Consider the following 13,668-nt stretch of genomic DNA (forward strand, 5'->3'; position numbering starts at 1 on the left):
AGTGCCCTGAGCTATTGCTGGTCAGGGCAGCGGAGAGAAGGGGCTGCGCCCTTCGGCGGTCTGCAGTTCAAGCAGGTATTTGCGGAAGATCTGCCCCAGTACCTGGGTGGCAACTTCCAGTTCGTCGCGCTGCATCTTTGCCGATACCTCGTCGGCGGCATCCAGCGCTTCTTCCGAGCCATTGACTGCGGCCATCTTCAGCACGATATACGCCTGAATGTTATTGGCCTGCACCCCTTCACCACGGCTGAACATCAAGCCCAGTTGATACTGCGCCTGGGCATGGCCCTGCAATGAGGCCTGCTCGAAGTAATTCAGCGCCTGCGGCAAATCGCGAGGTGCATTTCTGCCCTCGTAATAGAACTCACCCAACTCGTACTGCGCCTGCGCATCCCCACCCTTGGCGGCCTGCTGGCACGCTTCAAGCGCAGCGGGCAGGTTCTCTGGCTGGGTATTGAGGGTGCAACGACCCATCGCCGGGATTAACAACGAGTTGCCGCCAGCAGTCGCCAGCAGGGGATAGACAAGCAACAGGCAGCCCAATACAAGGGTGCGGCCGGTGCGGTTCATGGGAGTCGACTTACCTCTGAAAAAGGTGCGGGCATGCCCGACCAGCTAAACGTGCTGGCTGCGCATTATGAAATAAGCAGAGCCAACCTTACAAAGTCTTTACGGATTTTCTGCTGCACGGCGTTGAAAACGCCCTTCTTTAGGGGGGCATTACCTGAAACAACACTTCCAGTGACCTGTGTTTGCAGCATCCGCACTGCATTGTAGAAGCAAAATACGTACTTAGCGTTCCGTTTCATTCACAAGCATCACTCGCGCCGGTTCAATGACACACCGGCGCGGGTGAGTCTGACGAGCTTATTTCAGCGCAGCAAACGCTTTTTCCGCGGCATCGAGTGTCAGTTTCAACTCGGCATCGCCGTGGGCGATGGAGGTGAAGCCGGCTTCGAATGCGCTCGGCGCGAGGTACACGCCGCCCTCCAGCATCAAGTGGAAGAAACGTTTGAAACGCTCGGCATCGCTGGTCATCACGTCTTCAAACGTTACGATTTCACGCGCTTCACTGAAGTACAGGCCGAACATGCCACCCGCCTGGGTTGTCACGAACGCAATGCCTGCTGCATCGGCGCGCTGTTGCAGGCCTTCAAGCAGGCGACGGGTGTAGTCGCTCAATTCATCGTGAAAGCCCGGGCGGCTGATCAGGCGCAGGGTAGTCAGGCCAGCGGCCATCGCCAACGGGTTACCCGACAGGGTGCCCGCCTGATAGACCGGACCAAGCGGTGCGATGTGCGACATGATTTCGCGTTTGCCGCCAAAGCAGCCGACCGGCATACCGCCACCGATGATCTTGCCGAAGGTGCTCAGGTCGGGCGTCACGCCGTAGTAAGCCTGTGCGCCACCGAGGGCTACGCGGAAGCCGGTCATCACTTCATCGAAAATCAGCACCACGCCGTGCTCGTCGCACAGGTCGCGCAGACCTTGCAGGTAGCCAAGCGCAGGCGGCACGCAGTTCATGTTGCCAGCAACGGGCTCGACGATGATGCACGCCACTTCCTGACCCACTTCAGCCAACAGGTCACGCACGGCGTCGAGGTTGTTGAAGGGCACGGTCAGAGTGTGTTTCGCAAACGCTGCCGGTACGCCAGGCGAGCTGGGTACGCCCAGGGTAAGGGCACCGGAGCCGGCCTTGACCAGCAGGCTGTCGGAGTGACCGTGGTAGCAGCCCTCGAACTTGATGATGCTGTCGCGGCCGGTAAAGCCTCGGGCCAGACGGATCGCGCTCATGGTCGCTTCGGTGCCGGAGCTCACCATGCGGACCATTTCCATGGACGGCACCAGTGCGCAGACCAGATCGGCCATTTCGGTTTCCATGGCCGTTGGTGCGCCGTAAGACAGGCCGTGTTCCAGCTGGCTGCGCACGGCATCGAGCACTTCCGGGTGGCTATGGCCAAGAATCATCGGCCCCCAGGAGCCAACGTAATCAACATAGCGTTTGTCGTCTTCGTCAGTCACGTAAGCGCCCGCAGCGTGCTTGAAGAACAGCGGCGTGCCACCCACGCTTTTGAAAGCACGAACCGGCGAGTTGACGCCACCGGGGATGTGTTTTTGGGCGTTGGCGAACAGTGTTTCGGAACGGGACATGATCGGGTCTCTGCTTTGAAACGGGGAATTCGTGTCTACGCTGGGGTCAGCCGAGGCGTGCAGCTTCAGGGTGGGCTGCTTTATTGGTTGGCATGAGCCAGAGAAGGCGCAGGAACGCGCACTATATCAAATGAAGAAGGATCCACGTACTCGTGGGAGCGAGCTTGCTCGCGAAGGGGGCGGTGCAGGCCCCGAAAACAGAGCATTTTGAACCATCGCCTTCGCGAGCAATGCGGATCGCCGCCCCGGTCACTCCCACAGCAATTCTGCTTTACAACAACGCCATGAAGGCTTTTGCCCTGCGCGTCACTTCCTGGGCGTTTTCAGCGCCGAACAGGCCGTGTACCACAGCGAGCAAATCTGCTCCATGTTCGACCAGTTGCGGGGCGTTCTCCAGGGTGATGCCGCCGATCACGGCAATCGGCAAGTGAACCCTGGCACGCACCTGAGCAATCAGGTCCAGCGGTACTGCAGGGGCGCCGGGCTTGGTCAGGGAGTTGAAGAACCTGCCAAATGCTACGTACGTCGCGCCATCAGCCTTTGCCTGCTCGGCCAGTTCCAGGCTGCCGTGACAGGTGGCACCGACAATCGCCTTGTGCCCCAGCAGGGCACGGGCATCCGGCAACGAGCCGTCGGTCTGGCCCAAATGCACACCCACGCCCAGACGCGCCGCCAGTTCGGCGTCGTCGTTGATGATCAGCCGCGTCTTGTAGCGTTCGCAGAGTTTGAGCAGCTCAGTCGCTTCGCGCAGACGGCGGGACTCGTCACTGGTCTTGTCGCGGTATTGCAGCAGCGTCACGCCGCCATCCAGCGCAGCTTCGACGTACGAGAGAAATTTGCCGGACAGCAACTGACTGTCGGTAATGGCATACAGGCCACGTAGTTTCATGAATCGAGCCTCATGGCGATGTGTTACGAGCAAAAATCCAGCGGCAACCGGCGAGGCACAAATTGCCCGCGGCCCAGCTGTTCGGCGTCCCTGAGCGTTCGCCAGGTGTAGTCCAGCGCCGATCTTACCGCGCTGACCAGTTCTTCTCCCTGGGCAATACGCCCGGCCAGTGCGCTGGCCAGTGTGCAGCCTGAACCGTGGTAGCTGCCGGGTAGACGTTCGCAAATGAAAGTGTGGGTCTGGCCGCCACGCACATAAAGACGATTATGGATTTGCTGTTCGTCACCATGACCGCCAGTGATTAACAGGTATTCACAAAACAGCAGTAGCTTGTCGGCGCACTCGTCCGCAGTACCCTCAGGCAGCTCGGCAAGAATGCGTGCTTCCGGAAGATTGGGGGTGGCGATGGTCGACAAAGGCAGCAGCCGTTCGCGCATGGCGTAGCCGACTTCGTCCTTGCCCAGCCGTCCGCCGCCGCCAGCACGCAGCACCGGGTCGCAGACCATTGGCAAATGCGGGTGAGCAAGAAGCAGGTCGACGACCGTGTCGACCATCTCCAGCGAACCGAGCATGCCCAGCTTGACGGCGGCTACGTTCGAATCGTTGAGGACGGCATTGGCCTGTGCCATGACCCATTCGCGATCGAGCACGCGAAAATCACTGACATTTACAGTGTCTTGCACGGTGAGCGCAGTAATCGCCGGAGCGGCGTGACAGCCCTGGGCGAGCAGGGCTTCTATATCGGCCTGCATACCGGCACCGCCACTAGGGTCGTGGCCGGAGAGGCAAAGGACAACGGGGCGGGAGCTATAGATATTCATGGTGCGCGAGCTTATCACTAAACCTTTCGCGGGCCGCTCGGGGTGCCAGGTTTTTCTTGCTGGTGATGGTCCGTCGGCGACTGTCGCAGATTCGACAAACCTGCAAAAAATACTCATGTTTGGCCTGAAATAGCCGATGTAGAGCTATTGCCTTGATTTTTATCGCGATACTGTCTTTACGCTATTAGCGGCTATGCTTGTGTGGTCAGACCGATTACCGACGGTTTGCATCGTTTTTTATACCGATGCCAGCCAGGTCATCCCTACGTTCAATGGTCTGTTTGAATCATTAGCCTGTTTCAAGGACAGAAAATTGCGGGACGTCGTAATCAATGGATGGATTGAACGCGACGACCTACCTTGGGGCTTCAATGCGCTATCTGTTGATCATTCTGGCTCTTTGGCTGCCGTTGCAGAGTCATGCAGTCGAGTTTGATGAAAACACTCGTTTTCTGCCGTTGGGTCGTGCCATTCAGGTATTCGAAGACCCGACCGGCGATGCGACCATTGAAAGCGTCAGCGCCGCCGCTCACGCCGGTGCCTTTCAGTCCGTGCCTGCCGGGACCTTCAACGCCGGGTATTCGCGTTCCGCCTTCTGGCTGAAAGTCGAGCTGACCTATCGCCCGATAGACGCCAGCATCCATAACGACTGGTTGCTGGAACTGGCCTATCCGCCAATGGACCATGTTGATTTCTATGTCCCGGATGCCGACGGGAATCCCGGGCGGGTCTGGCAGACCGGCGACATGTTGCCGTTCTCCAGCCGTCAGTTCGCTCAGAACAACTACCTTTTCCAGCTGGACCTGCCAGCGGGTCAGACGCGAACCCTGTATATGCGCATACGCAGCGAAGGGTCGGTTCAGGCACCGCTCAATCTCTGGTCTACTCACGCCTACCTCGAGGCGCAGCCCACCAAGGTTTACGTCTTCGGGCTGATCTACGGCGTGCTGCTGGGCATGCTGGTCTACAACCTGTTCATCTACCTCAGTGTCCGTGAGGTAGATTACCTGTATTACCTGCTGTACGTCGCCTCGTTCGGGCTTTACCAGATGTCGATCAACGGGGTTGCCATTGAATACCTGTGGCCTGACAGCCCCTGGTGGGCAAATGCGTCGACGCCCTTTCTGATGGCGCTGGCCACGCTGTTCGCGTGCCAGTTTTCGCGCAGTTTTCTGGGCACCGCACAGTTGGCGCGCTGGCTGGACCGCTTGCTGCTGATAGTCATCGGCGCTGCTGTGCTGGTGATGGGCATGGCCTTGTTCCTGGGTTACGGGCCAGCCCTGCGCGGGGCCACTCAACTGGTCATGACAGGGGCCGTGACGATCTACCTGGCGGGCATTGTCGCCATCATGAAAGGCGAGCGGGTAGGGCGCTATTTTGTGCTGGCCTGGTCTGTCTTCATGGTCAGCGGGTTGATCTTCGGGCTGATGCTGCTGGGCTATTTGCCCAACACCTTCCTGACCATGTACGCCTCGCACATCGGCACGGTGCTGGAAATGGCATTCCTTTCCATGGCGCTTGCCGACCGTATCAACCATGCCCGGTGCCAGCAGGCGCGAACGCTGCTGGCGGCAGGTCAGGATCTGGAGCGTCTCAACCAGCAACTGGCCAACAGCAACCGGCTGAAAGATGAGTTCCTTGCCACGCTTACCCATGAGCTGCGCACGCCGATGAACGGCGTGATCGGCTCGCTGGAAGTGATGCAGACACTCGATATGGATGACGAACTGGAGATGTATCAGCAAACGGCTGCCAGTTCCGCGCGGGACATGATGAGCATGATCAACGGCATTCTGACCCTCACCGAACTTCAAGCCGGTGTGCTGTATGCCGACTGCAATGCCTTTTCGCCCGAAGACCTCACCGACAGGCTACGCAATCGCTTCCTGGGCGCGGCTCAGTCCAAGGGGCTGATTTTGACGCTCGATCTGGACGATAAGCTGCCGCCGTACCTGCGTGGCGACATCGACAAGCTCTACCAGTGCATCGAGTGCCTGGTGGACAACGCGATCAAATTCACCCGTAAGGGCGCGGTGCAAGTGCGCTTCAGCGGGCACCCGCAGGATCTGGAGCGCATGTACCTGCGGGTTGAAGTGATGGACAGCGGCATCGGTTTCAGCCGACTGGACGAAGCCCAACTGTATCAACACTTCTTTCAGGTCGACGGCTCCATGACCCGCGAATACGGCGGGCTGGGCATCGGTCTGGCGATTTGCCGGAAACTGGTCGAGTTGCAGGGTGGCGAGCTGAGTCATCGTTCCGAGCCAGGCAAGGGCAGTTGCTTTACCTTGAATGTCCCGATGCTGATGGTTGTACCTGGCGCAGTGCGCAGAGCCCCAGAACTCAAGGCTCAGTGGGGTATATAAAGCGTCATTTGATACGCGCATCAGGTAAAAGCGCCGAGATTTCGGCGGCTACGGCACTTTTGCAAGTGTCGGGCGCGTGATTCACTGTCTGCATGTTGCGCGTGCACACAGGCAGGAGATGACTCATGAACCTGAATCAATTCGCCGAAACCCACGAAGTCACCAATCAACCGCCACCGCTGGACGGGGCGAACCTCTACCGTATCGACGTGCCGCTTCAGGAGTGGAGCAGCCGCTTCGGTGCAGGCTGGGCGCAACCGCGCATAGACGCTTACGGTGCCCTTGCAGGCGGCCCGCTGATGGAGGCGGGCTTTCTGGCCAATCAGAACAAGCCTGCATTCGCCAGCCATGACCGTTACGGGCACCGCATCGATCTGATCGAATTTCACCCGGCGTACCACCAGTTGATGAGCACGGCCATCGAGCATGGCATCCCGTCGTTGCCATGGACCGATCCGCAACCCGGTGCTCATGTGGCGCGCGCTGCCATGAGCTATCTGCATACGCAGGCAGAACCGGGCAGCGGCTGCCCGCTGACCATGACGTTCGCCAGTGTTCCTGCGCTCAGGCTGCAACCGGATCTGGCTGAAATGTGGCTGCCCAAGGTGCTGTCGACTGAGTACGACCCACGTAACGTGGGCATTGCGCACAAGCGTGGCGCAACCATCGGCATGGCCATGACCGAAAAACAGGGCGGCACCGACGTGCGCGCCAACACCACGCGCGCGTTCCCGGTAGGCGCAGGTGGCCCCGGCCAGGCTTATGAGCTGGTCGGACACAAGTGGTTCTGCTCGGCACCGATGTGCGACGCGTTTCTGACCCTGGCGCAGACCGATAAGGGCCTCAGCTGTTTTCTACTGCCGCGCCACCGACCGGACGACACCCGCAACGAGTTCTATATCCAGCGCCTGAAAAACAAGCTCGGCAACTGGTCCAACGCATCGAGCGAAGTCGAGTTTCGCGGCGCGCTGGCGTGGATGATCGGTGAGGAAGGGCGCGGCGTACCGACCATCATTGAAATGGTCGCCATGACCCGTTTCGACTGCATGATTGGCTCCAGCGCCTTGATGCGTCAGGCGCTGACGCAGGCCACGCATCATTGCGCGCATCGTGCGGTCAGTGGCAGGGTGCTCGCCGAGCAACCGTTGATGCAGAACGTTCTGGCGGACCTGGCGCTGGAAAGCGAGGCCGCGCTGGCCCTGACCCTGCGCATGGGCCGTGCGCTGGATCATCTCGATGATGATCACGAAAAACGCTTTGTCCGTCTGGTCACGGCGGTGGGTAAATACTGGATCTGCAAGCGGGCTCCGGCCATGATCAACGAAGCCGCCGAATGCCTGGGCGGTGCCGGTTATGTCGAGGACAGCATTCTGCCCCGGCTTTACCGCGAAGCCCCGGTCAACTCCACGTGGGAAGGCTCGGGCAATGTGCAATGCCTGGATGTGCTGCGAACCCTGTCCAAAGAACCAGGCGCGCTCGATGCGCTGTTCGACGAACTGGGCGACGGGCACGGCGATCGGCATCTGGCGGCGCATATAGCTGCATTGAAAGGTGCGTTTCAGGACACGAGCGATATTCAGTACCGCGCCCGCCAACTGACCGAGGACATTGCCGTCGCCTTGCAGGGCAAGCTATTGCTGGAAGCGGGCAATGCCGCTGTCAGCGATGGCTTTATCGCGGGGCGGATAGCCTCTGGCGGGCGGGTGTATGGCACATTGCCGCGTGGTGTCGATGTCGAAACATTGCTGCTCAGGTCCTCGCCACAGGTGGCATGAGCACGCGAACCCGTTACGATGCACGTCTGCAAGATCAGACAGGACATGAATCGTGACCCAAGCCTTTGTTGTTGTCGACACCGCCGAGCAGGCCGTAGAGCGGCTCGCCGAGCTGCATGAGCGCGCGACCAGCGCGCTGAGTCAGGCGCTCAAGCGCTATTTGAAAGACCGCGTCGAGCCCACTGCCGAGGAGCGAGCGCAATTCAGCTACCCGGAACTGCGCCTGGTCTACCAATGCAAGGGCGAAGTGCCGGTAACCACTCGTGCCTACGCCAAGGTGCAGCTGCCGGGCACTTACAGCGTTACCGTCACGCAGCCCAAGGCCTTCAAGAAGTACCTGCTCGAACAACTTGTCCCGCTGATGAAAGATTTCACCGTGACGGTCGAAGTCGGCATGAGCGAGCAGAGCATTCCTTATCCTTACGTGGTCGAGCAGGGCGATGAGCTGGCCGGCACTGGCGTTACCGCAGCGGCGCTGGCGCGGGTATTCCCCAGCACCGACCTGTCGGCTGCCACCGATGGTATTGCCGACGGCCTTTATGACTGGGCCAATGTCGACCCGCTGCCACTGGCGCTGTTCGATGCCGCGCGGGTGGATTTCTCGCTACGCCGTCTGGTGCATTACACCGGCAGCGACTGGCGTCATGTGCAGCCGTGGATTCTGCTGACCAACTACCACCGCTATGTCGACCAGTTCATCCTGCACGGGCTGGAAAAACTCCGCGAAGACCCGCGTTTCGTGCGTATGGTTCTACCGGGCAATGTGGTGGTCGACAAGAGCATGAGCCTGGATGAAGCCCAGGCCATCGTCGCCAGCGTGGTCTGGCACCGCTATCAGATGCCTGCGTACCACCTGATCGCCGAAGACGGCCATGGCGTGACCCTGGTCAACATCGGCGTCGGCCCGTCCAACGCCAAGAACATCACTGATCACCTGGCAGTCCTGCGTCCGCATTGCTGGCTGATGATTGGTCACTGCGGCGGCCTGCGTCAGTCGCAGACCATCGGCGATTACGTACTGGCCCACGCCTATATGCGTCGCGACGGTATTCTCGACCGCGTGTTGCCGCCGCATATCCCGATTCCGGCGCTCGCCGAAGTGCAATTGGCTTTACAGGAATCGGCGGCGCAGATCACCGGCGAACGCGGCGAAGAGCTCAAGAAGCGCCTGCGCACCGGCACGGTGTTGACCTATGACGACCGTAACTGGGAGCTGCGCTGGGCTCAGGAACGTCCATTGATCAACCTGTCGCGTGCCGTGGCGGTCGACATGGAAAGTGGCACCATCGCCGCTCAAGGGTATCGCTTGCGTGTGCCTTACGGCACGTTGCTGTGCGTATCCGACAAGCCGTTGCACAGTGAAATCAAGCTGCCGGGTTCGGCCAATGCGTTCTACGAACGTGCGGTCAGCCAGCACCTGAAGATCGGTATCGCCGCGCTGGACCTGCTACGCACCGAGCTGAACTCGCTGCACTCGCGCAAACTGCGCAGCTTCGACGAGCCGCCATTCCGTTAATAGATTGGTATTTGCACAAAGGGCCACTAAAGTGGCCCTTTCTGTTTTTTGATTGCCAAATTCCCATGTCCCGCACCCAACGCCCCGTTTCCCGCCGTCCTGCCTCCAACCCGGCAGGCGCTGCCCGGCGTGTCGCCAAAGCGCCACCGGCCGAGCCGAAGCTGTTCCTCTTCAACAAGCCATTCGATGTGCTGACTCAATTCAGTGACGAAGGAGGGCGCGCCACGCTCAAGGACTTCATCAAGATCCCCGGCATTTATCCGGCCGGACGACTGGATCGCGACAGTGAAGGCTTGTTGCTGCTGACCAACGACGGCCAGTTGCAGGCGCGCATCGCCGACCCGAAACACAAACTGGCCAAGACCTACTGGGTGCAGGTCGAGGGTGAGCCGACCGATGAGCAGTTGCAGCAGTTGCGCGACGGTGTCCAGCTCAACGACGGCCCGACCTTGCCCGCCGAGGCGCGGCGGCTCGATGAACCGCAACTGTGGCCGCGCAACCCGCCTGTGCGCTTTCGCAAGAGCGTGCCGACCAGCTGGCTGGAACTGGTGATCAAGGAAGGGCGTAATCGGCAGGTGCGGCGCATGACTGCTGCCGTCGGGTTGCCGACCCTGCGGCTGGTGCGGGTCAGAATTGGCGACTGGACGCTGGATGGCCTGGATCAGGGCCAATACCGGGAAGTCGCCGCAAAGCTGTGAGGTCGAGCGGGCTCAGTTGCGCAAATGGGTCAGCGGCATTTCGGTGCTGGCCAGCACCTGATTGAGCACAAAGCTGGACTTGACGCTGGTCACGCCCTCGATCCGCGTCAGATGGCCCAGTAGCAGTTTCTGGTAGTGATCCATGTCCGGCACCACCACTTTCAGTTGGTAGTCTGCGTCCATGCCGGTCACCAGGCTGCATTCCAGAACCTGAGGCAGGTTACGGATTTGCTGCTCGAAATTCTCGAAGCGCTCGGGCGTGTGCCGGTCCATGCCGATCAGCACGTAGGCGGTGAGGTTCAGGCCAAGTTTCTTGCGATCCAGCAGGGCCACCTGACGCACGATGTAACCGTCGTCCTCCAGTTGCTTGACCCGGCGCGAGCAGGGTGAGGGTGACAGACCGATGCGTTCGGCCAATTCCTGGTTGGATATGCGTGCGTCCCGTTGCAATTCAGCCAAAATGCTCAGGTCGTATCTGTCGAGCTTGCTCACGATGCACCCCTTTATCAATTCAATTGCGCTGGATTATTCATCTGAAGTCAAAAATTGCGCAAGTAATGTTTTAATCCGCAATATTAGCAATCCTCTGCCTTAGCCTCAGGCCTATTCTTTTAACCAGAATCACTGCCCGGACACAGCGTCCAGCGCGACTCGCCGAATCAGGCCAGTCGCGGCCTCCCACCCGACAGGGTGTGCCAGGCCCCCGGGCTACATACTGTCCAGAAGACGGCATGAGGTGAGCCAACGTCAAAAGCGTTGCGCCAGGGCGAAGTATCTCAAGGGGGCCATTTGGTCCCCTTTTCTTTGTCTGCTGATAAAGTGCGCAGAACGGCGCTACGCTTAAACAGTCTTAATGACGTCAACCCGCGCTCTAGTGAGGAAAGCATGAAATCTGGCATCTGGCAGTTTGCGGGTGTAAGTCTGTTGTGTCTGAGCATCAGCGCTCAGGCATTGGCCGACGAACGTGATGATTCGCCGCGCAATCAGTTGTACAACAGCTCTGGCGAAAACGGGCAGCAGCGTCAGCAACAACAGCAGCGCTTCCAGGAACAGAATAATCAGCAGCGTCAGATCCAACAGCAGCAGAATCAGCAGCGCCAGGTCGAGCGTCAGCAGCAACAACAGATCAACCAGCAGCAGATCAATCAGCAACGCCAGATTCAGGAACAGCAGAACCAGCAGCGTCAGGTTGAGCAACAGCAACAGCAGCAGATCCAGCAACAGCAGATCCAGCAGCGCAACGTCGAGCGCCAGCAGCAACAGCAGATCGATCAGCAACAACGTGATCAGCAGCGTCAGATTCAGCAGCAGCAAAACCAGCAGCGCCAGCAGTTGCGCCAAAGCCAGAACAACCTGCCGATCCAGGGTGGTCCTGGAGAGGTGTGGCAAACCCAGCCGCCGCGTCAGGGCTACTATCAGGACATCCCGCGTGGCAACAACCGCAACTGGCAGGCCGGTAACGGTCGCCCCAATGACCGTTGGGAAGGGCGTCCCGACGGGCGTGGCAATGGCTGGGGGCCAGGCCCGCAATATCGGCCTGGCTATGCGATAGATCGCGTACCGGGTGGCTACTCGCGTATTCCCTATCGTGGTCAGGACTATTACTACTCGGGTGGTTACTGGTATCGCCCGCAAGGCCCGCGTTATGTCGTGGTGACACCGCCTTACGGTGTACGTGTCAGCAGACTACCGTCCTACTCGCAGGAAGTGTGGATCGGCAGCAGTCTGCTGTTTCTGGCAGCCGGTACTTATTATGCCTACCAGCCTGACAGTCAGGACTACGTAGTGGTCAACCCGCCGCAGAACGAGGCGGTGTATCAGGCCCCTGCTGGACAGCAGGTCAATGGCTACGATCCGGTTGCCTACCCTGCCAATGGCCAGAGCCCGCAACAGGTCGAACTGGATCACTATCAGTGCTATTTGCAGGCCGCGCAGCAGAGCGGCTTCGACCCGGCCAATGTCAGCGGCCAGCCGCCGCCGGACTTGGTGGATGCCTATCGTCGCTCGATGGGCGACTGTCTGGCAGGGCGTGGCTACAACGTCAGCGTCAATTGACGCTGATCAGACATTGGCTTGCTTGACGACTTCCTGAGGGTCGGCGTGCACCAGCACTTCGGCCTTCGGGAATTGCTCGTGAATAGCATCGGCGACCTTGTCGCAGAGCGCATGGGCGACCGACAGGGTCAGTGTGCCCGGCAACTCCAGATGTAGCTGCACAAACCAGTGATTGCCGGAAATCCGTGTACGCAGATCATGCGCCCCAAGCACGCCCGGCACGTCGCACGCCAGCGCCAGCATGCGCGTGCTGACATCGGCGGGCAATTCTTCATCCATCAACACCGACACTGTCTCGCGGGCGATCTGCAAAGCGCTCCACAAGATGTACAGCGCGATGCCCAGACCAAAATACGCGTCCAGCTGTTGCCAGCCGAAATACGCAAGGGTCAGCGCCACCAGAATACTGGCGTTCAGCAGCAAGTCGGAACGGTAGTGCAGCGAGTCGGCACGGATGGCCGCCGAGCCTGTCGCCTTGATCACCCGGTATTGCAAGGTGAGCAGTGCGAGCGTCAGTGCGATGGAAATCACCATCACCACCATACCCAACAGCGGCGCGCCCAGCGGCTCCGGGTTCTGGATGCGTTCGACCGCCTGAACCGCGATCAGCACGCCACTGACGGTGATGAACAGCGCCTGCGCCATACCCGACAGCGCTTCCGCCTTGCCATGACCATAGCGATGATCCTCATCGGCTGGGCGCAATGCGTAATGCACCGCCAGCAAATTGAGGAACGAGGCCGCGCCATCAAGCAACGAATCGGTAAGACCGGCCAACAGGCTTACTGAACCACTCAGCCACCAGGCAACGCCCTTGGCCAGGATCAGCGTCACGGCGACCGCCAGCGAGGCCCGCGTCGCCAGACGCAGCAGTCGGGAGTGTTCGGCAGTGGTGCTCATGACGCTTCCTTGAACCGTATCGATATCAGGCTGCCGGGACCAGGCCCAAGGCTGCCAGTTGTTCCACGCTGCCTTTGTGCTGAATCAGGCGTGGGTCGTTCAGTGGCAGGGAACGGCCCAGCTCGGTTTCAATGATGGCTTGCAGCTTGGTGTTGTCGACGCTGCCGTCAGCCTTGATCGCCTTTTGCAGCTTCTGCGGATCGATCTGCGCATGCTCGCCGGGCGCGTAATAGATAGCGCCCGTCGCGAAGTCCACCGCAAACGCAATCACCCCGGGAACGATATAGAACAGCAGCGCAAAAGCATCCAGCGCCGCAATGGCCGGGTCAACCTTGCCATCAATCTGACCGCGACGGTCAGGATAGAAAATACTGCCGCAGGCAGAAATCTGAGTCAGCAACGTGGCGACCAGAACGCCACCGATCAAGCGAGAAGGAATGCGCATGGAAAGCTCCTGAGATGAAGAGGGCAACTATACAAGGCAATGGCTGCAAGGC

Annotated in this window: 13 protein-coding genes; 5 read left to right on the forward strand and 8 right to left on the reverse strand. The window is 59.8% G+C overall.

The window, feature by feature from the left end; genetic code table 11:
* Positions 1 to 21: 21 nt before the first annotated feature.
* The 4 genes from RYC18_RS01020 to RYC18_RS01035 all read right to left on the reverse strand — a co-directional run bounded on the left by RYC18_RS01020 (position 22) and on the right by RYC18_RS01035 (position 3,861).
* A complete protein-coding gene (locus RYC18_RS01020; RefSeq protein WP_002555313.1) occupies positions 22 to 570 on the reverse strand; it encodes a tetratricopeptide repeat protein in 549 nt (182 codons plus the stop codon).
* Between the two features lie 297 nt (positions 571 to 867).
* Entirely contained in the window at positions 868 to 2,151 is a 1,284-nt protein-coding gene (hemL, locus tag RYC18_RS01025; protein ID WP_005745397.1) for a glutamate-1-semialdehyde 2,1-aminomutase, read from the reverse strand.
* A 271-nt stretch (positions 2,152 to 2,422) separates the two neighbouring features.
* A complete protein-coding gene (thiE, locus tag RYC18_RS01030; protein WP_002555311.1) occupies positions 2,423 to 3,040 on the reverse strand; it encodes a thiamine phosphate synthase in 618 nt (205 codons plus the stop codon).
* A 23-nt stretch (positions 3,041 to 3,063) separates the two neighbouring features.
* Positions 3,064 to 3,861: a hydroxymethylpyrimidine/phosphomethylpyrimidine kinase gene (locus RYC18_RS01035; protein WP_005745399.1), complete on the reverse strand. Its 798-nt coding sequence runs from the start codon at positions 3,859 to 3,861 to the stop codon at positions 3,064 to 3,066.
* A 371-nt stretch (positions 3,862 to 4,232) separates the two neighbouring features.
* On the opposite strand from RYC18_RS01035, the gene RYC18_RS01040 reads away from it, so the two are divergent.
* From RYC18_RS01040 to RYC18_RS01055, 4 genes are all read left to right on the forward strand, one after another.
* Positions 4,233 to 6,227: a 7TM diverse intracellular signaling domain-containing protein gene (locus RYC18_RS01040; protein ID WP_004655619.1), complete on the forward strand. Its 1,995-nt coding sequence runs from the start codon at positions 4,233 to 4,235 to the stop codon at positions 6,225 to 6,227.
* Positions 6,228 to 6,352: 125 nt separating this feature from the next.
* Positions 6,353 to 8,002, forward strand: a complete 1,650-nt coding sequence (locus RYC18_RS01045) for an acyl-CoA dehydrogenase family protein (RefSeq protein WP_005745401.1) — start codon at positions 6,353 to 6,355, stop codon at positions 8,000 to 8,002.
* A 52-nt stretch (positions 8,003 to 8,054) separates the two neighbouring features.
* Complete coding sequence (amn, locus tag RYC18_RS01050; protein WP_002555307.1) at positions 8,055 to 9,518, forward strand: AMP nucleosidase; 1,464 nt, start codon at positions 8,055 to 8,057, stop codon at positions 9,516 to 9,518.
* A gap of 65 nt (positions 9,519 to 9,583) precedes the next feature.
* Entirely contained in the window at positions 9,584 to 10,216 is a 633-nt protein-coding gene (locus RYC18_RS01055; RefSeq protein ID WP_117140621.1) for a pseudouridine synthase, read from the forward strand.
* A gap of 12 nt (positions 10,217 to 10,228) precedes the next feature.
* Here the strand turns inward: RYC18_RS01055 and RYC18_RS01060 are convergent, their stop codons facing one another.
* A complete protein-coding gene (locus RYC18_RS01060) occupies positions 10,229 to 10,708 on the reverse strand; it encodes an Lrp/AsnC family transcriptional regulator (protein WP_002555305.1) in 480 nt (159 codons plus the stop codon).
* A gap of 348 nt (positions 10,709 to 11,056) precedes the next feature.
* A complete protein-coding gene (locus tag RYC18_RS01065; RefSeq protein ID WP_005753079.1) occupies positions 11,057 to 11,557 on the reverse strand; it encodes a hypothetical protein in 501 nt (166 codons plus the stop codon).
* A gap of 39 nt (positions 11,558 to 11,596) precedes the next feature.
* Here RYC18_RS01065 and RYC18_RS01070 point away from each other — a divergent pair, with 39 nt between their 5' ends.
* Positions 11,597 to 12,271: a DUF6515 family protein gene (locus RYC18_RS01070; RefSeq protein WP_316884130.1), complete on the forward strand. Its 675-nt coding sequence runs from the start codon at positions 11,597 to 11,599 to the stop codon at positions 12,269 to 12,271.
* A gap of 6 nt (positions 12,272 to 12,277) precedes the next feature.
* Here the strand turns inward: RYC18_RS01070 and RYC18_RS01075 are convergent, their stop codons facing one another.
* Both RYC18_RS01075 and RYC18_RS01080 read right to left on the reverse strand, forming a co-directional pair.
* Positions 12,278 to 13,171 (reverse strand): cation diffusion facilitator family transporter, encoded by an 894-nt coding sequence (locus RYC18_RS01075; protein WP_002555303.1) that lies wholly within the window; start codon positions 13,169 to 13,171, stop codon positions 12,278 to 12,280.
* A gap of 25 nt (positions 13,172 to 13,196) precedes the next feature.
* A complete protein-coding gene (locus tag RYC18_RS01080) occupies positions 13,197 to 13,616 on the reverse strand; it encodes a hypothetical protein (protein ID WP_002555302.1) in 420 nt (139 codons plus the stop codon).
* Positions 13,617 to 13,668: the final 52 nt, after the last annotated feature.

The organism is Pseudomonas syringae group sp. 247E2, assembly GCF_032587795.1.
GTDB lineage: Bacteria > Pseudomonadota > Gammaproteobacteria > Pseudomonadales > Pseudomonadaceae > Aquipseudomonas > Aquipseudomonas amygdali.

Coding starts and splice junctions, on each gene's coding strand:
- RYC18_RS01045 (WP_005745401.1), top strand. CDS start 6,353: ATGAACCTGAATCAATTCGCCGAAACCCACGAAGTCACCAATCAACCG.
- RYC18_RS01055 (WP_117140621.1), top strand. CDS start 9,584: ATGTCCCGCACCCAACGCCCCGTTTCCCGCCGTCCTGCCTCCAACCCG.
- thiE (WP_002555311.1), bottom strand. CDS start 3,040: ATGAAACTACGTGGCCTGTATGCCATTACCGACAGTCAGTTGCTGTCC.
- RYC18_RS01035 (WP_005745399.1), bottom strand. CDS start 3,861: ATGAATATCTATAGCTCCCGCCCCGTTGTCCTTTGCCTCTCCGGCCAC.
- RYC18_RS01075 (WP_002555303.1), bottom strand. CDS start 13,171: ATGAGCACCACTGCCGAACACTCCCGACTGCTGCGTCTGGCGACGCGG.
- RYC18_RS01040 (WP_004655619.1), top strand. CDS start 4,233: ATGCGCTATCTGTTGATCATTCTGGCTCTTTGGCTGCCGTTGCAGAGT.
- RYC18_RS01080 (WP_002555302.1), bottom strand. CDS start 13,616: ATGCGCATTCCTTCTCGCTTGATCGGTGGCGTTCTGGTCGCCACGTTG.
- RYC18_RS01020 (WP_002555313.1), bottom strand. CDS start 570: ATGAACCGCACCGGCCGCACCCTTGTATTGGGCTGCCTGTTGCTTGTC.
- hemL (WP_005745397.1), bottom strand. CDS start 2,151: ATGTCCCGTTCCGAAACACTGTTCGCCAACGCCCAAAAACACATCCCC.